The organism is Vibrio sp. TRT 17S01 (assembly GCF_050113695.1).
Lineage (GTDB): Bacteria > Pseudomonadota > Gammaproteobacteria > Enterobacterales > Vibrionaceae > Vibrio.
This window is the reverse complement of the sequence record NZ_JBNJOG010000004.1, coordinates 125,034-143,482: the sequence shown is the minus strand read 5'-3', so window position 1 is coordinate 143,482 and position 18,449 is coordinate 125,034. Positions and strand designations below refer to the sequence as shown.

The 18,449-nt window shown below is 42.2% G+C and carries 15 protein-coding genes and 1 pseudogene; 11 read left to right on the top strand and 5 right to left on the bottom strand.

What is annotated here, in order from left to right:
* Nucleotides 1-87: 87 nt before the first annotated feature.
* The 3 genes and pseudogenes from ACQEXS_RS08395 to ACQEXS_RS08385 all read right to left on the bottom strand — a co-directional run bounded on the left by ACQEXS_RS08395 (nt 88) and on the right by ACQEXS_RS08385 (nt 4,028).
* Complete coding sequence (locus ACQEXS_RS08395; RefSeq protein WP_427013487.1) at nt 88-1,659, bottom strand: hypothetical protein; 1,572 nt, start codon at nt 1,657-1,659, stop codon at nt 88-90.
* Between the two features lie 427 nt (nt 1,660-2,086).
* The gene (locus ACQEXS_RS08390; protein ID WP_427013486.1) at nt 2,087-2,995 is read right to left on the bottom strand and encodes a hypothetical protein; all 909 of its coding nucleotides are present in this window, start codon (nt 2,993-2,995) and stop codon (nt 2,087-2,089) included.
* A 112-nt stretch (nt 2,996-3,107) separates the two neighbouring features.
* Nucleotides 3,108-4,028: pseudogene (locus ACQEXS_RS08385) on the bottom strand (IS5 family transposase).
* Between the two features lie 401 nt (nt 4,029-4,429).
* Here ACQEXS_RS08385 and ACQEXS_RS08380 point away from each other — a divergent pair.
* From ACQEXS_RS08380 to ACQEXS_RS08360, 5 genes are all read left to right on the top strand, one after another.
* Complete coding sequence (locus ACQEXS_RS08380) at nt 4,430-5,143, top strand: hypothetical protein (RefSeq protein WP_427010495.1); 714 nt, start codon at nt 4,430-4,432, stop codon at nt 5,141-5,143.
* 87 nt (nt 5,144-5,230) lie between these two features.
* Complete coding sequence (locus ACQEXS_RS08375) at nt 5,231-6,457, top strand: proprotein convertase P-domain-containing protein (RefSeq protein WP_427013485.1); 1,227 nt, start codon at nt 5,231-5,233, stop codon at nt 6,455-6,457.
* 213 nt (nt 6,458-6,670) lie between these two features.
* Nucleotides 6,671-7,267, top strand: a complete 597-nt coding sequence (locus ACQEXS_RS08370) for an SPOR domain-containing protein (protein WP_427013484.1) — start codon at nt 6,671-6,673, stop codon at nt 7,265-7,267.
* A gap of 142 nt (nt 7,268-7,409) precedes the next feature.
* Nucleotides 7,410-8,432 (top strand): sensor domain-containing diguanylate cyclase, encoded by a 1,023-nt coding sequence (locus ACQEXS_RS08365; RefSeq protein WP_367989263.1) that lies wholly within the window; start codon nt 7,410-7,412, stop codon nt 8,430-8,432.
* A gap of 248 nt (nt 8,433-8,680) precedes the next feature.
* On the top strand, nt 8,681-9,937 hold the full coding sequence (locus ACQEXS_RS08360) for an aromatic amino acid transport family protein (RefSeq protein WP_427013483.1): 1,257 nt from the start codon (nt 8,681-8,683) through the stop codon (nt 9,935-9,937).
* Between the two features lie 44 nt (nt 9,938-9,981).
* Here the strand turns inward: ACQEXS_RS08360 and ACQEXS_RS08355 are convergent, their stop codons facing one another.
* On the bottom strand, nt 9,982-10,440 hold the full coding sequence (locus tag ACQEXS_RS08355) for a hypothetical protein (RefSeq protein ID WP_427010498.1): 459 nt from the start codon (nt 10,438-10,440) through the stop codon (nt 9,982-9,984).
* A 438-nt stretch (nt 10,441-10,878) separates the two neighbouring features.
* On the opposite strand from ACQEXS_RS08355, the gene ACQEXS_RS08350 reads away from it, so the two are divergent.
* Both ACQEXS_RS08350 and ACQEXS_RS08345 read left to right on the top strand, forming a co-directional pair.
* On the top strand, nt 10,879-11,352 hold the full coding sequence (locus tag ACQEXS_RS08350) for a winged helix-turn-helix domain-containing protein (protein ID WP_427013482.1): 474 nt from the start codon (nt 10,879-10,881) through the stop codon (nt 11,350-11,352).
* Entirely contained in the window at nt 11,349-11,831 is a 483-nt protein-coding gene (locus tag ACQEXS_RS08345) for a hypothetical protein (RefSeq protein ID WP_427013481.1), read from the top strand. Before ACQEXS_RS08350 ends, ACQEXS_RS08345 begins: the two co-directional genes overlap by 4 nt.
* 92 nt (nt 11,832-11,923) lie before the next feature.
* Here ACQEXS_RS08345 and ACQEXS_RS08340 read toward each other — a convergent pair whose 3' ends face one another.
* Nucleotides 11,924-12,100: a hypothetical protein gene (locus tag ACQEXS_RS08340; protein WP_367989258.1), complete on the bottom strand. Its 177-nt coding sequence runs from the start codon at nt 12,098-12,100 to the stop codon at nt 11,924-11,926.
* Between the two features lie 232 nt (nt 12,101-12,332).
* On the opposite strand from ACQEXS_RS08340, the gene ACQEXS_RS08335 reads away from it, so the two are divergent.
* The 4 genes from ACQEXS_RS08335 (at nt 12,333) to ACQEXS_RS08320 (ending at nt 18,441) form a co-directional block, all read left to right on the top strand.
* Complete coding sequence (locus ACQEXS_RS08335; RefSeq protein ID WP_427013480.1) at nt 12,333-13,691, top strand: endonuclease/exonuclease/phosphatase family protein; 1,359 nt, start codon at nt 12,333-12,335, stop codon at nt 13,689-13,691.
* Between the two features lie 130 nt (nt 13,692-13,821).
* The gene (yegD, locus tag ACQEXS_RS08330) at nt 13,822-15,174 is read left to right on the top strand and encodes a molecular chaperone (RefSeq protein ID WP_427013479.1); all 1,353 of its coding nucleotides are present in this window, start codon (nt 13,822-13,824) and stop codon (nt 15,172-15,174) included.
* Nucleotides 15,175-15,355: 181 nt separating this feature from the next.
* Nucleotides 15,356-17,065 carry a methyl-accepting chemotaxis protein gene (locus ACQEXS_RS08325; protein ID WP_427013478.1) on the top strand — a complete coding sequence of 570 codons (1,710 nt, stop codon included), beginning with the start codon at nt 15,356-15,358 and terminating at the stop codon, nt 17,063-17,065.
* 281 nt (nt 17,066-17,346) lie between these two features.
* Entirely contained in the window at nt 17,347-18,441 is a 1,095-nt protein-coding gene (locus tag ACQEXS_RS08320; RefSeq protein WP_427013477.1) for a NapC/NirT family cytochrome c, read from the top strand.
* Nucleotides 18,442-18,449 lie beyond the last annotated feature (8 nt).

Sequence of the window (18,449 nt, the reverse complement as noted above, 5' to 3'; positions counted from 1 at the left end):
TATATATAGATTTTGACGCACCTATTTCAGAAAATAACAAGAGCAGCCAATGATCTGCTCTTGAATATAGATGTGATGAGCTGATTATTAGGGATTTAGGCTCGCGAGATAAAGCTTATTCTCCGATACGTGGGTATAGAGGACATAAGGTACATTGCCAATACGGAAAGCGTAGGGTTTTACAGCATCCTCTACTGGCACGATTCGCTCTAGGCGTTTATTTAATAAATCCGCTCTCCAGATACAGGCAAAAGCAGAAGAGTTATCGAAGTAAAACTCATAGTTATCTACACCCCATCCTAGGTAATTGATAAGCCAGCCACTCCAACCGTTATTCCCTTTTCTTATATTGATTACTACAGAAGTGCCTTGGGTATCCTCAATTTTTAGTACTCCATCATCTAGAGTTAGCTTCGCATCACCATGAGGTGAAGGAATAGAGCCACTCGCATGACCTGTGATTTTCTGTGGTGGATTGACTGCTAATACGGCTTTTAGCTCATCTTGGCGAAGGTCAATCATTAAAGTGTTTTGTGGATCATTGTTCTGACTTAAGTAGACTTTTGAGCCAATAACAGAAGATACTCGAATGTCTGATTTTGCCACAAACAATACCGACTCTTTACCCGTGAGCAAATCAATCATACGTACTTCCGGTGATGAAAAGTACGAGAAGATTACTTTAACTTGATTATCATATTGAGCAACTGCATAGCTGTTGGATGAGCTAAAAGGCCGTTCTGTGACCAACTCTTTCCCAATCCAAGTCGCATTAAAGTCAACAGTTAAACCGGGCATGACAGAAGCTTTCATTGACTCCATATATTCAACCGAAGCTTGCGCTTGTTTGTCGGCAACGATAAAAGTCATACCACGGTTTACAATGTCAACTTGATCGATTTGCTGCTGACTTTGTTCTGTATTTCTTGCTGTTAAATACTCAACTGGCTTATCCGTAGGTTGTGAGCTATTTGCATCTGCTGGGTTAAAGACATTAACCAAAATTGACGGTTTCGCTTCATCAAGAAAGAGTAAGCGGGTTTTTCCATCTTCAATGTTCTGGTCAGGTTGAATAGCGCTTTTTTCAAACTTACCTTCAATATTCTTGGTGAGTACGCTCAGGTTCGAATCAGGTGTCAGTGTTTTCGGGCCAACGCATTCGACATTATCATAACCTGCAAAGGTTGCGTTCCACGCTTCAGGGAGGGCAAGCATTGACTTATCTTGCTTACAAGTGCGACGAGAATAAATCTGCTGGGTTTGTCTTTCTATCTGTTGAACAGAGCAAATGCTTAAATTGGTTAAGAAAGCTTGCTCAATGGACTCTTTCCTTATTGGTGATGTCGCGTGCACGAGCCTAGCAGCTTCTTCACAGCGCTGAGGATCAGCTAATTTAGTGGCAACTAAGGCATAATCACTGATTAGCCACAGACTTTTTTCATTGGCAGACCACCGAAATAGTTCAGGGCAGGTATCTGTATACAAATAAAGTGAGTAGTATGCCGCTGCGTAATCTTTTCTCTTATAGTGTTTAAGAAACAACGCTCTTGCTTTTTCGGTAGCTTGGTCGCTACATTCGAAAGTGGGTCCAGCCGAATAGACAGGAAAGCTTAAAACTAAAGCGGCTAGCACGTTCAAGCGAAACGGGGATTTTTTCATAGCAATCAAGATTTAAAAATGAGGCTAGTAACTTATCACATTTGAAACAATCTGTAGCTTCAAGCATTTTATAGCTTTTGAACCACCTTAACAATTTTTATCAAAAAATTATATCAATTGACTTTCCGATAAATAACCTGAACCCCTTCATCAAATATTCCCTCATTAATTAATAGTATTGACTCTGTAATAGTCACATTAACCAGACTATTACATTGGAAGAATACTAAGCGAATGAATCGTGCTTCTATAAAGACGTTATGGCAAGGATGATTTAGGTTACAAACCATCATTGAAGGGTATGTACTGGCTAAGTCTTTTGATTAACTAGACTTGCGCTCAAGAGACCAGCTTAATAGCTGACCTTCAGTGTATTCACAAATTACGGCACCGCCATTGTATTGTATCCAGACAACCTGAACGACTTTTATAAAGAGTCAGCAACAGTAAGAACGATCTCTGCCTCATGAACATACTTCCTGATAATCCCTCCAAATTTTGTCTTTTGCTTGGTTGAGCTAACACTCCTAAAATAGCTACTTTTCAAACGATTATTACGATCAAATTTATTTACTATTAATCTCGTAGCGTCTCCGCTTTCCAGTTCATAAGTCAACCTATCTGCCCCTGATGATAGCGTCCAATTTCCTAAATCCGATTCATACTTTTCATTAGCAATCATGGGTTTTAATGGACGAGCCATCATCATTGTAAATATCGGAATGATTTTTTCCTTCCCCAGATGCAGCTCAATTTCCTCATGAGGAGAATAGGGGTTATCTACAACTTGAAAAGAGTCCGGAAGTAGCTGATAACTTGAAATAAGATCAAAAGTCCCTTCTGCTAGGTTTGTATCTCTTCCTAGAGAGAAAGAAAAGCCCTTAACTTTTTTTAACGATTCAAGCGCAGTGGCGAAGTCTTGTTTACCCTTATCCGTAACACTAATAGCAACACCATTAATTTTATTCTCGATTGCCACCCTATCAGTTCGAGTATCGAATACTAGAATATGAGAAGGAAATTCATACTCATAGTGTAGATCGACCAAATTAAACTGATAATAATCATCCTTATGAGTCAAGTTCCACTCAGTGTAGCTTTCAACAATGAGAGGATTATCTCGAGTTTGAGCGAGCTGAGGTGTTGTAGTTATAGTTCTTGTATGAGTCTGTTTCAAAGAAACCTTATACTCACCATAAGGAAGGTAACCAAAACGAATTGGAACGGGTTCATTATGCTTCTTTACTTTAGGCTCTACCCTTACACTTTCATGATTATCGCAGCCTAGAATTAAAACTGAAAATGATATAAACAAAAGATAGCCATACTGTCTCATTTCAAATGATTCCAAAATAAAAACTTATATTATTTACATAATATTGAACTAAGTGGAAGGCTTTGTTGCGTAATTCAGACGAGAAACCAAACCTCCTAAAGTTGAGTGACTTTTATACAATACACTGAGTTTCATGCATACCAAGCCCTGTAAGTTTGTTCAGTGCTTTGATCATGGCGTAAGTCTCGCCAACCTGAGCATTGTAATTTCTTAGGCTCAATTTCCCACCTAGTAGTTGTTTTACTCTGTACATCGCTGTCTCTGATAGCGAGCGCTTGTGATAGCCATACCGCTTTTTCCACTTCTTGTTGGAGCCGTAGAGCTTCTGACAACCTACCGCTAAATTGCGAGGGTGTCCTTGCTCCAAAAAGGCAGCACCTTCTCGTGGCGGGATGAGCGGAACCGCTCACTTGATCCGTATAGCATCATGGCAATTCCTTGTGTCATAAGCGCCATCACCTGATATCTCAATGATTTTACGACGTGTCTGCTTGAGTAAGTTGGGGAGCACTTCGGCATCGGTTACGTTAGATAAGCTCAACTCTGCTGCGACTATTTCGTGGGTGCTTGTATCTACTGCGATATGCAGCTTACGCCAGACTCTGCGCTTCCCATCAGTACCATGCTTCTTGACCTTCCATTCACCTTCGCCATAAACCTTGAGGCCTGTGGCATCAATGGCCAGATGTTGTATTGCTCCTCTGGTTTTGGGTCTAAATGAAACCTCCACTTCCTTAGCTCGGCGGCTTATATAGGTGTAGTGCGGGCAAACAAGTGGGATGTTAGCCAACTTAAATACAGAGTCTAGAAAACCTTGCAGCGCTCTCAATGGCATAGAGAAAACGCGTTTCACCATCAGTGCGGTAGTAATGGCTAAGTCGCTGAATCGACGAGGTCTACCGCGCTTACCTTGTTTGTTTTGCTTCCACTCGGCTATCGTATCCTCATCAATCCAAAAGGTCAGAGAACCACGGTTGATTAAGGCTTTATTGTACTGCTTCCAGTTAATTGTTTTGTAACGAGGTTTCGGCATGAGGCTACGACGATTGATGGGTGTAGCCGATCAGATCGTAGCTTCTTGATTTAGTTCCATTGATTTAAGCAACAAAGCCCAAGTAAGCCTGTATATCTTCTCCTTTTGAAATTACTTTTAATTAATAGTGTTTTTAAATTAATTGTTCTAACGATAATAAAATAATCAACTTTTAATCTTACATTAATAATAAAAACACTAAATTAAGCTGTTCTTAATATGTCAGTATAGAAACAATAATTTAAAAGTTAATTTAAAGTGAGAACCTAACCCATAAAACTATATTTGTAGATTCATTACTCTACAAAATATGGAACCTATATCAAATCAATTTTATTTATTTTAAAAAATTTATTCTTATATTGTCCGAATCTTGGAAGTTTACAGATGAGGAAATATACATGAAATATAAACTGTCCATCTCATTACTACTTATTCTATTGGTTAGCGTGCTTTTCGTATTTATCTTTGAAGCACCATCGTCCAACCCAAAACAAAATATAAAAACTAACAGCAAGCAGAATGAGTCATTTGAAGTGATTAAAGAACCGAGTCAAGCAGTCAGCACTTCTAAGCCGTCCCAGCTAGATGGCAACAATGAAGATGTCATGATCCCTAATAAAACTGATGAACCTGAGTCAATGGTTCAACCAGCGATGACTATAGAAAAAAAACGCGCACCCGAGAATTTAGGTAGCGCTTGGCAAGACATTAACTCCACCGTTGAACTCGATGTCCTTAAACCAGAGAGTTCACTAATTGAAAACATCAAAGCCATTGAAATAGAAAACATTTCTAAATTCCGCGCACTCAATCAAGGTGACTCACTCACGCTCAATCTGCCGGATAGTTCTGATATCAATGTCGAGGTGGAGTTCAACGAATTTCAGAATCAAGGCATTCGTACCTGGTCAGGCAATTTTGATGTAGAAGGACAAAATTACCCAGTGACGTTTACCTTTGGTGAGTCTTCAGTTCTTGGCTTTATTGGTCACCCAAATGGCGTAATTAGAGTTGAAGGAAAAGGAAGTAGTGCTTGGATATATGAAGTACCAACTAGACAGCCTCAACCTCATGATCACAGTCATGATCTCCCGGAGGGTATGTCTCACTAATTTCCATATTTAAACTAAGTCTATTTTAAATCAGAAAATTAAACATAGAACTTAATAAAGATTAAACACAACACTTAGGAAACTATTATGAAAAAAGCGTTATTGGCTGTAGCTGTAGCGGCGGGTATTTCTGCGCCTGCGTTTAGTGAAACGACAAATATTGATGTAATGGCAGTATATACAAAAGGAACCGCTGAATGGTTTAAAAATAAATCGAAAGATCATATTGCAGAGATGCAGCACCGTTTTAATGTGGGTAACCAAATATTGAAACGTAGTGGTCTTGATGTGCGTGTTAATATGGTTGCAACCAAAGAGTACAACTATGACTCATTACCAGGGCGTAAAAAATCACAAAGTGAAGCCCTCAGTGACTTGACCCCTGACGGATATTTCTCTAATAAATCTGCGCAAGATCCTGCGTTTAAAACCGTAGAAGCCGATCGTAAAGCAGCAGGTGCAGATATGGTTGCACTTCTGCGTCATTTCGATTTAGACAATACGCCTCAAGACTATGATCCGGTAAGACGATTATTCAGTTGCGGGCTTGCGTGGACCACATTCAAACAACCAGCGAAACAAACCATGTTTAGTCACTCGTATATGAGTGAGTTGTGTGGTGAAGATACCTTAATCCACGAGCTTGGTCATAATTTCGGTCTACAACATGCTCGCGCCCAAGGGATCGATCAGCGTGCCTATCCTGATGCTTATGGTCATGCCTCACAGAATAAATTCGCAACAACCATGGCTTACGGTTTCAAATTTGGTGTGCATGGGCCGTCTTACACCTTCTCCAACCCAGATACACTTTGTGGCCCAACGGGTGACCAAGAGCCTTGTGGCGTGAAGGGCGAAGCAAACTCAGTACGTGTTATCAATTTGCATGCACCAATCATTGCTAACATGTTTGAGAGCACTGGCACCGATACAGGTACTCCACCTCCAACAGAGCCTAAACCTGACGGACAATCTGAGTACTCTATTTCTAAGCCTGTTGCTTTATTGGATGCGCGCACAACAGAAGTGCCATTTAACGTTGAATATAACGGTGAATTAAATGGTGTCTTTTTCTCTATTAATGTTAAACACCAATATATTGGCGACTTAGACATCAAACTGTACTCCCCGACCAACAAGTTCCTCCATCTTAAAGCGAGTAACGGCAACGACTCAGGTAAAGTATTCGAAACTAACACTCGTATTACGGGATTAACTAAGGCTGATATCAATGGTCAATGGCGTTTAGTCATTGAAGATAAATACGCCGACGATGCCGGTACATTGAACAGCGCAACGCTTTCATTTAAGTAATTACTGGCAATTTTTATATGGCTCCTTTCAAGGAGCCATTTTGTATACAAAAACATCAGTTTTTTTAGCCTATTTTCAACCTGATGTAAGCACACTGTCAGAAAACTTTTTTCTAAGCAGTCTCTCAACTTAGATACGCACAATTCGAGTCGGAACTCTATAGAATCCCATGCGCAAACGCAAAAAAGCATTTAGTTAACCGGAGATTCCAACATGAAAACTATGTCTCGCAAGATGGCAGCATCAGCAATTGCAGCCACATTGTTGCTTGCAGGTTGTGCAACTTCAGAAAGCCCATGTAGCACAAACTACCTACTACCATCTCAAATCAGCGATGACAATTTCCAGTGTCAGGAAGCCTATAGCTCAAGCGAAACAAGCACTGATAGTGAATACAACTACGATTACGACGCTGGCCTGAATAACCAAGATCCAGCAGATTCAGCATTGGTAACAAACACCATCCCTGAAGATGTTGAGATCAGTGAAGAAAACTCCGTTTCATCAGAAGAAGCTTACGCAGACTTAAACCCAACACATTACACCGTACAGGTACTTGCTCTACAAAAAGAGAAAGATCTGCGCAGCCAACTTAGCTTTTTACCAGGCGCAGACCCAGTTTGGGTAAACTGGACACGTTCAAACGGACAAAGTTGGTACGTGGTCATTTACGGTGATTACAGCAGCTACGAGCAGGCAAAACAGGCAATCAACCGCTTGCCAAACCAAGTTCAAGCGCAAGGCCCATTTGTACGCAGCTTCTCTGATGTACAGCGCGCTCAAGAAACGAACGTTGTACGATTACGATAAATCATGAATAGGCTGGAATTATATTCCAGCCTATATTTTATAAAGTCTCACAAATAAGACGGGCTTGTCGAATCTCTTTCCCTACACTTTGATCATAGTGATCACGTAATGAGAGGATATCGTGCAAGGACAGGATGTCGTTATGGAACCGAGCAAGTCAGGTAAATCAACACCGCAGTGCACCGTCAGCTTACCCATCGATTTTTTCGACGAACTGTCACGAGCCAATTCACTTGAAGAGCTGCTGTCGACAACCACACACTGGATAAGACAAGTTTTCCGTTCAGACCGTACCAGCATTACGTTTAGTGCTGATAGCGAACACTTAAGACTTTATAAAGTTGATGGCAAAAACATCATTCCTCAAGATACATTGATCCCCATTTCTGAAACCTTTGTCGGTCAGGTATTTTTGCAAAAATTAGTCGCCATTTGTCCTGACACTCGGGAATGCCAATGGAAAGACTGTCGCTGGTTAGAAAGTGCAAACTTGCTTTCATGTATGGACGCCCCTCTGATACACAACCAGAAGTGCTTTGGTACGCTAAATATTGCGCATCATAAATCCGATGCGTACTCACAACATGACGCTCTGATATTCTCGACCTTAAGCCAATGGATTTCTAAGCAAATTTACGAAAAGCAGCATCTGGATGAATTACAGCTACTAGCAAACTTGGACCCACTCACCGGGATCCTAAACCGCCGAGCATTTCTTGATGCGACCAAAACCATCGGCCAACAACCGCGCCATTATGATGTGGCTAATGCCATTTTGTTTATCGACATCGACAGCTTTAAGCACCTCAACGACACTTATGGTCATATGGCAGGGGACGAGATGTTGCAGGCGATTGCTAAAGTTGTTGAGCAATACAAGCGAGAGGATGATCTCTTTGCTCGCTTTGGCGGAGAAGAGTTCACGCTCCTACTGAGAAATGTCGATAAGGATAATGCGCTAAGAATTGCGGAAACGTTAAGAGCCTTAATCGAAGGTACTTATATCCAGAATAACGGTAAACGTATTCACTGCACGGCCAGTATTGGTGTCACCGTACCCGAACTTTCCGACTCTAACTTCCATCAAGCTATCGCAAGAGCTGACGAAGCTTTGTATGAAGCAAAAGGACAAGGTAAAAATCGCGTTGTCTTTAAATGCTCTTGAGACTATTAGTTATAGCATTCTATAAAATAGCTTAATTTATCAACAACCAAATTACATTAAAATTTCGACATATAAATCCATTAAATACTAATAATCCAGAGTAATTAATTAAAAAATTAGCTTCAGTTAGTGAGACCGTAAAACACACGTTACATATCCAGCACATTCATCTAGCTCCCTAAAATGATCCACCTCACTAATTTCGTTACTATCCACCGCCTAAAATTCCAAAACAAGTTAATAACGAAGTGCAAGAATCTAGAAAAACAAGATATTTCAGTGAATTAACCAATAGCTCTCATTGGTCAAAGCTGGATACTCACTGGATGCTCAGTTTATTTGGCACCGCCGTTGGTGCAGGCATTCTCTTTCTTCCAATCAACCTCGGTATTGGTGGGTTCTGGCCGCTCATTCTGATGGCCCTGTTAGCTTATCCGATGACCTATCTCGCGCATCGTGGTTTAGCGCGCTTTGTTCTATCGTCAAAGAATAAAAATGCGGATTTTACTGATGTGGTCGAAGAACACTTCGGCTCTTATGCAGGCCGGTTAATCACCTTGCTTTATTTCTTTTCCATTTTTCCTATCTTATTGATTTATGGCGTAGGTCTTACCAACACTGTCGATAGTTTTCTGGTCAATCAGGCAAAAATGACACCACCGCCTCGAGAGCTCTTATCTGCAACGCTTGTCTTTAGCTTGATTGCGATTATGCTCGGTGGGGAAAAGTTAATGCTGCGTGCCTTTGCCATCATGGTTTACCCTTTGGTTGCAATTCTGGCGCTGTTATCACTGTATTTGATCCCAAACTGGCAAATGCCAGATCTTTCAATTCCTGATGGGCAACAATTTATCAGTACCGTTTGGTTAGCGGTCCCTGTGATTATTTTTTCATTTAGTCACACACCAGCTATTTCAAGCTTTGCGAACAAGCAACGACGCGAATACCCAAACAACTATCAGAAAAAGAGCGAGCAGATCTTAAAGCGAACCAGTTTGATGCTGATGGCGTTTGTCTTGCTGTTTGTATTTTCTTGTGTGCTGGCGTTATCACCAGAGCAGCTACAACAAGCCAAGTCCCTCAATGTTTCCGTGCTTTCTTACTTAGCAAATGTTACCGATAATCCGTACATCGCAACATTAGGGCCTTTAGTTGCATTTATCGCGATAACATCCTCATTCTTAGGGCACTTTTTAGGGGCTCGCGAAAGCATGAATGGCCTTCTCACCAAATACACCAAGTTGACTGCGATTCAATCTGACGCTGTTACCACGCTGTTCTTATTTTTGTCCATTTGGGCAGCAGCGGTACTTAACCCAAGTATTCTTGGCATGATCGAAGCCCTATCAGGGCCTGTCATTGCGATGATTTTGTTTATCATGCCGATGGTTGCGGCTTTCAAAGTAGAAGCACTAAAACCGTATCGTCAAACTGCAGCGACTTACTTTATTTTACTCACTGGGCTTGTGGCTATTTCTGCACTGATCTACAACTTGCTTAGTTAACCCAACGAAAAAGCGCTTACGGATAGTAAGCGCTTTGATAATCCTCAGCGAATGCCCGTTTGCTTAACACCCCTTCCCCCTAAATGCTTTACAGCAAAGTGGTAAAGCTTCCTTGGTTTAAAGTCACCCAACATCTCTAAAAACAGTGAATCAATCTGTTCTTTGGTGACCGGAACGGTATCAAGATATTGATAAAGCGCATCATGTACTAGTGATGCATGATAGGTATAAGGGCGCATGGTGCGGTAATCGATGTGCCCATCTGGCACCCCTAGCACCCATAAATTACAAATACTCCATTTTGGGGTACACCCATCCCATGCATAACCCGTGCGGTTGGCTTTTACGGTAATCACACCATCGACAGAAATATTTAACCATTCTGAGTCAAAGGCTTTCTCCAACTTCCAATTGGTTTTCTGGGTGAAATCCTCTTCGATTTTGAAGATATAGGGGAAGTTACCACTTCGCATGATCTCCCTCGGCTGTGGCCACTCTTCCATCGCACGTCTCCTGCAGTTACTTAACGCTCTAACAACTTTACAAGTGAAACACGCCAGCAGGCAAGCGGCTCCCCTTCAATCTGTGTAGCTTCACAAATAGCTCTGTCATAGCCATATTCACTCAAATAAACCAAAGTCGTATTTAATCCAACAAGTGAACCAACATAAAGTTTAACCATCTAAAGGTAGTGCATTGTGTGATTTTCTAAATAAAGCCGATGACAAAATGATTGTACCAACTAGATTTATTATGCAACAAAGTGAAATTCAAGTTATTGAACTTGATTATATAAACTAAAAATACATACGAAATTCAATAATTTACATTTCACTTATTAACTCTACAAAAACTTTATTAGATGATATTATCAGCACTTACTCAAAATTAGGGTACATAATTATACAATCACCATCTGATAATAATAAGTTTAGGCGTGTATGTTGAAACTCGTTAAAAATCGTCAGGAGCTGCAATTTACTGACTCTGAAAACATCATAAAACAAGTCCCTTTGAACTTGGTTGAATATAATGTCCTTAAAATGTTATCTGACGCATACCCAAAGACTTGTGACCGTGAGCAGCTAATGACATGTTGGGAAGGGAGAGTGGTCACACAAAGCTCTTTAAATGTACTCATCAACAACATACGCAAACATATTCGTGGCTTTACGCCAGACGAAGTCGTCATGACTTCTCGAGGCAAGGGTTACTATTTAGCGGAAAAAATCGAAGAAATTGAAATCAAAACCCCTATTCTCCCATCAAGCGAATCAACATCACTGCCATCATCACAATTTCACCGAGATAAAGTGGCAAATATATTTCAAAACAAATTTACCTATTTAAACTTAGTGTTATTAGTCATTCAGTTTTTGATCATAGCTAAGTATTGGCAGGTATTTCAGTTATGAAAAAGTTTTTTATTATCAACTTATCATTGACCACATTATTAATCACTTACGTCATAGTAAAAACATTTTTTACGTACCAACCTATGACGGCATATTATGATAATGCAGGTGAAATTAGGCTTGTTATATCAAGCTACAAAGGGTTTGATTACACAGCAATCGCTTATGTTGACGGTGAGATACACCATGCTAATAAAGGTGTTTTTCTTAATCTGCTCTTTGGTAATTATATATTTATCGTGACTGACACCTATATATACAAAAATGGTCAATTTTCTCCAACCATAAAAGGACTCAATGTTAAACTAAATAATGATCTTGGGTTAAAACGCTACTACGATTACGTTCACGATGACGGCAATGGAAATGTTTGCCTCATAATAAAAGCAGAAAGAAAAAAGCTATGCCTACAAGCAGGAGAAATACCCAAGGATATTCTATCTAAGAAGTTTGATATCGGTCATAACACCATGCTGTAAAGCAATATTGATATCTGCCACCGCTTTATTCAAAACTGCGCCTCTGAGTTCAGAACTTAGGAATTCAGAGACGCACATAACGACTCTTGTAGCTAATCTTCGGGAAACTCTGCACTTTGGGGATGAGCTTCACTACTTGCATGCCATCGCTCAGAAGGATCAAACGACTCATCGCAAATATCGATTGAGAACCCCATCTCAGTGATCTCTTTCAGAGTAAGATTATCGGCAACATTGGCAATATCTCCGCGCTCATTACGTAATTCCATGTGATTTCCTCAGTTGTATTGCGACATCCATAATTATAGTGGACAACGCTCCCTTTCACCCTTCTATCGACTTAACTTCCTACGTTGTAGCTCAGCAATCAATTTGGCATCAGTCACACAATTATCAACATCAAGACACCGTTATTGCATGATAGCGTGATAATCATCGTTTTATGCATCTATTTGAGTCTTTACACTTACAGCCGCCCTATCAAATGATATAGAGAACACGATGAAACTACTCAAAACTACGCTTGCTTTAGCCGTATCCACTGTGCTGTTAATGGGATGCGATGATACCAATGAAACTAACGATGAAGTGACTATCGCCGCTTTTAACCTCTCTTTTGATAGAAGCTCTTTCGAACAATTAGTCGATGAGATGGAAACCTCACCAGAGGAGCAACAAACCCTAGTCGATCAATACGTTACCGATAAAGCCAGTATGAGCGACAGTGACAAAAGCAAAGCGGAAAAAATCATACAGATCCGCAACGTGGCTGCAATCATCCAAACCAATCGTCCAGATGTTCTGATGATGGGTGAATACAACAACAGTGGTGACGGAAACGATCTGCGCGCGTTAACTGGTTTTCAAAACAACTACCTCAGCGTGGGTCAAAGCCCGAATAGCATTGATGGTGGCGACACGCTTAAGCCTATTTCATTCCCTTATGCAGAAAGCTTTGCCACAAACACTGGTCTAAACAGTAATCTTGACCTAGATAATGATGGTGTTGCAGGCAAAATGCCTGGCGATGCTTGGGGCTTTGGTTTATACCACGGCCAGTATGCTTTTGCGTTAATGTCTAAGTTTGAAATCGACAAAGCCAACACACGTACCTTCCAAAACTTCAAGTGGAAAGACATGCCAAGCGCACAAATGCCAACCATTACAAACTGCAGCGATCCGCAGAACTCAATCCCGGCCGGGATGGCTTGTGGCGACAATTGGTACAGTGATGCAGAATGGAATGACGTGCGTCTTTCTTCCAAAAATCATGTTGACGCACCAATCATCGTGCCAACAGAAGATGGCAACCAGACCATTCACCTCTTGCTATCACACCCGACTCCTCCGGTTTTTGATACCGTGACTGAACACAATAAATTAAAGAACAGAGACGAAATTCAATTTTGGGCAGATTACATCGACAATGCTGATTACATTTATGACGATGCGAATGTGCGTGGTGGCTTAGCAGCCAATCAGCACTTTGTCATCATGGGAGATCTCAATGCCGACCCTGTGGACGGCGATGGATTCCAACAAACCATTGCTGGGTTATTGAACCACGACAAAGTCAATGGCAAAGCCACAGTGGGTAATCTGGTGCCGACCAGCAATGGCGCGGCAGAAGAACACAGCGATAAGACCTACCCAGACCGGGTCACCAGCACATTTGGTTTACGTGTCGATCACGTGATCCCTTCTGTCACACTTGATGTTGAAGAGTCAGGCGTATACTGGCCTGCATCCAGTGAAACCGGACATCTGTTGATGAACGATAGTCGCATCGGTAAATATGGCAACGGCAAAGACATCTCATCTGATCACCGTATGGTCTGGATTAAAGTCGACCTTGATTAAGCACGCTTAATTAATTCCCCCGAACACGACATAGCCGCCAATATGGCGGCTTTTTTGTCCATAATCAGTGGTATTCCTTGAACGCTTGAGGTAGCATCTGCGGCCTTTTTAAAATCGAGCGGAGGTAACAATGTACATTGGTTTTGATTACGGAACAGCGAATTGTTCAGTAGCAAGAATGCAAGGAGACCAACCGCAACTCATTCCGTTAGAGGGAGAAAGCTTCTACATCCCTTCAACACTTGCGGCACCTACCCGCGAGTCGGTTTCAGAGCACCTGTTTCGTCACCGTGATATCAAACCGTTCGATGCCTTAGGGGAGCAGCTTCTCAGACGCTCGATTAACGCCAATAAAGAAGAAGATATCCAACTTCTGTTTGACGACGTCACCTTCGGACAAGCCGCATTAAATCAATATTTAACCGACCCACAAGAAGTCTATTACGTTAAATCACCTAAATCCTTTTTAGGTACGATGGGGCTGCGCGACGTTCAGCTAAGCTTCTTCGAAGATCTGGTGTGCGCCATGATGGCAAACATCAAAACACAAGCCGAACATAATAGCGGTGGCGAGATCAAGCACACCGTGATTGGTCGCCCAATCAACTTCCATGGCCGAGGCGGCTATGACTCCAACCAACAAGCAGAAAGTATATTACGACGCGCGGCAAACCGAGCTGGGTTCCAGCATATTGAGTTTCAATTTGAGCCAGTGGCTGCTGGGTTAGAGTACGAAGCAACATTAACTGACGACAAAACTGTATTAATTGTCGACATTGGCGGGGGTACCACGGACTGCTCACTGATTCAAATGGGCCCGACTTGGCGCGGCAAAGCCGATCGCAATTCAAGCCTCATTGCCCACAGTGGTCAGCGGATCGGCGGTAATGATCTCGACATTCACTTAACCTTTAAAACACTGATGCAACCTTTTGGTTTGGGTAGCCAAACCTTAAATGGCTTAGACATGCCACTGACTCAGTTTTGGAATCCTATTGCGATTAATGACGTCAGCGCACAAGGTAAATTCTATGGCCGGGAAAATCGTCGTGATTTGATTAACCTACATAAAGAAGCGCGCGAACCGGAAAAACTGGCGCGATTAATCAAGGTTTATGAAGACACATTAGGTTATAGCTTGGTGAAAAAAGCAGAGGAAGTGAAAATTGCCTTATCAGAACAAGGGATGGCGACAGCCCAGCTTCCTGTAGCGGCAGAGTTGCTGGATATCACTATTCAGCAAAGCGAGATGATCGACGCTATCGAAGTACCTAAGTCAAAAATGACCGAACTGGTCACTGAAGCGATTGAGCTTGGTGGCACCAAACCTGATGTAATTTTTATGACAGGTGGCTCAGCACGTTCACCTATCCTTCGCGCGGCGGTGGAACAAGCGCTGCCCGGCATTCCTGTCGTCAGTGGCAACTACTTTGGATCTGTGACCGCCGGGTTAGCTCGCTGGGCACAAGTCTGTTTTCAATAACGCTCTTTCATTTAGCCAGAAGATCTACTCTTAACTTCTGGCTAAATAGTGACCAAAGCAACATAAATCGTCTTGTCTTTCATAAAACATACTCACTTTGATCCATATCAAATTCAATTCAGCGCTTCCCACACCATCCCGCCTATATTAACTAAATCTAAAATAATAAATGAGGCTAGTTATGGCGACATCAATCACCCAAGAACAACAATTTCATGAGTTACCCTCCACCCGCTTTACCGACAAACTACAAAATGTCAGTTTCAGGCTAAAGCTGATCATCGGACTGACCCTTCTTTCCTTTTTACTATTGGGTTACAAAGGTATTTCCGGAATGCAAACGACCGCAGCTTTTGTTGAAGATCTGTACACCCAAGGCATGCAGCACACCATTCGTTCTGGCCGAGTACTTGATGAACTCGGCAACGCACGAAGCTCCTTATTACTCGCATTTCAACATGATCCATCTTCTGAATTTGCTAACATGCATGACCATCCGATAAGCAAACACATTCAAGATATCCAAACGTCACTCACAACACTGCAAGACATTATCGACAATCAAATTCTGACCTCAGAATTAACAGGCACAGAAATCAGCACCATTAATCCACTCGCTGTCACCCTAGATAAAATCACTCAAGACGGTTTTAATCCAGCGATTCAACAGCTGGAAGCAGGTAATTACCGCGCCGCCAACTTAGTATTGCTGACAAAAATTAATCCACTTTTTCAAGAAGCGTATCAGTACACCGAGCAGTTCCTTGACTTGCAAGTCGCAGAAGGAAAACAGAACTTTCAGCAGGCCAACCAGAACATCGACCACTTTATTCTCGTGGTCGCAAGTGTTGTTGGGGTTGCGCTTATTGTGATCACGTCGCTTTCTATGATGATCGTCCGCCGTGTAAACAACGCTGTGAGTCAGCTCGAACTGTCCGCCAATTTTATTGCTGAGGGCGACTTAACCCAACGAATTACGATTCAGGGAGAAGATGAGTTTGCGCGTATCGGCCAGTCGGTTAACTGCATTGTTATGGGCTTCCAACATGTAGTGCAAACCAACCGTGATTCTGTCGCACAACTCGCACGTTCTGCTGAAGAAAGCTCAGCGGTAGCCGATCAAACGAAGCAAAATGTCGAAGATCAGCAAAATCAAACCCAACAAATTGCCACCGCAATTAACGAGTTTACCGCCACTGTTCATGAAGTTGCACAAAGTGCCAGCTCTGCAGCCGAAGCTTCAGAGCAAGCAGATTTAGCCGCGGCTCAAGGTCAGAAAATTGTGGAACAGAGCGCCACAATGATTGAACAATTATCTGCAGAAATGCATGAATCCGTACAGGCCATGCAAACCCTTGCCCGGCATTCAGAAGAAATTGGCAGTGTGGTTGATGTAATTCAAGAGATATCAGAGCAAACCAACTTGCTTGCCCTTAATGCAGCGATTGAAGCAGCACGAGCAGGTGAGCAAGGACGCGGATTTGCCGTGGTCGCCGATGAAGTCCGTACATTAGCCAGTCGAACCCAGCAATCAACAGAAGAAATTTTAAATACCATTCAAAGGCTGCAACAAGGCAGTCGAGATTCCACCGTTCGCTTGGAACATGGGGCAGAAAACGCAAGTCAGACGGTAGAAAAGGCTCGAGAGGCAGGGCAAGCACTGCAACAAATCACGACTAGCGTTGATCAGATCACCGCGATGAACGCTCAAATTGCCACCGCAGCCGAACAACAAACCCTAGTAACTGAAGAAATTAATCAAAACATCATTGCCATCAGTGATATCTCTAATCAGACGGCAACAGGTGCAGAGCAAAGCAGTTACTCCACTCAAGAATTGGCTAAGCTTGCAGAAACATTAAGGATGGAAATCGATAAGTACAAAGTATAGCTTTGTCACTGACACCTAGATATTACTGGCCAAAAAGCAGTGCAGCTTTTTGGCCATTTTTGTATCAATAACGACGCCTGCACCTAACAACCACAAGCAAAATTTCTCGCCTTTACACATATGAAATTTATATCAATCAATCGATTTTATATAAATGAGATCTAGAATAAAAACTCGCCACAAAAAACCTTAAAAAAATAATGGTTATGATCTAAGTCAAAAATACCTACCACTAAAGGAGTAGCTTTGCGAGAGAATGCATAAATATATGGTTGCAATTTATGACAATAAAAAAAGGAAATCTCGTATTACTGGTGCTAGCTGGTGTTGCTATTGGCTGGTTTACACTTGGGGGCAGTGCCGCGGTCATGAACTACACTTCCAAAACCGAATTTTGCCTGTCGTGCCACTCTATGAGCATTCCTTACGAGGAATATCAGGGCTCTATTCACTTTAGCAATGCGAAAGGCATCCGGGCCGAATGCGCCGACTGCCATATTCCCTCCCAACCCATCGATTATCTCGTCACTAAGATCCGTGCTTCAAAAGACATATTCCACGAATACGTTACGGGAAAAATCGACACGGAAGAAAAATATGAACAACACCGCATCGCTATGGCGGAAACCGTATGGGAACAATTGCGCGCCAATGACTCAGCAACATGCCGTTCTTGCCACACCTTTAATGCGATGGATAACTACGAGCAATCAGAAGATGCAGCAAAAATGCATGAATACGCACAGAAAAATCAGCAAACCTGTATCGATTGCCACAAAGGGGTGGCACATTTCGCCCCAGAACCAGAGATGGACAGCGAAGCGTACGATAACTTAATTGCTTTCACCCAAAATACATCCCCTGACGCGACATTCGTGTATCCAATAGAGCCCGTAGCCATTGATAACATCGGGACCATCAATCCAACCACCCAGCTCAAAGTACTCGCCAATGAGCAAGGCAAACGAAAAATAGAACTTAGCGCCTATCAAATGAAAGGGGCCGAACAAGTTCTTTATTTAGACAAAGGAAAGCGTGCCATTGTGGCGATGCTCAGTGAACAAGGGCAAGCCGGGTTGGAGGTCGGACAGTTTGAGACTGATGAATACGACAACCAATGGCGCACAGCCAAACTTACCACTGAAATTGATGTTCCAGTACTGGACTCTCAACAACCGATTTGGGATTACGCTGAACAGTTAGACACCGTGTACTGCTCAACCTGTCACGCGAAAATTCCTGCCAATCACTACACCGTCAATGCTTGGGGTCCTGTTGCAAAAGGAATGGGTGAACGAACGGATATTTCTGCTGCCGATCTTGAACTATTGACCAAGTTTTTCCAGAACCACGCGAAAGACGTGGCTGGCCACTAAGAGTAAGG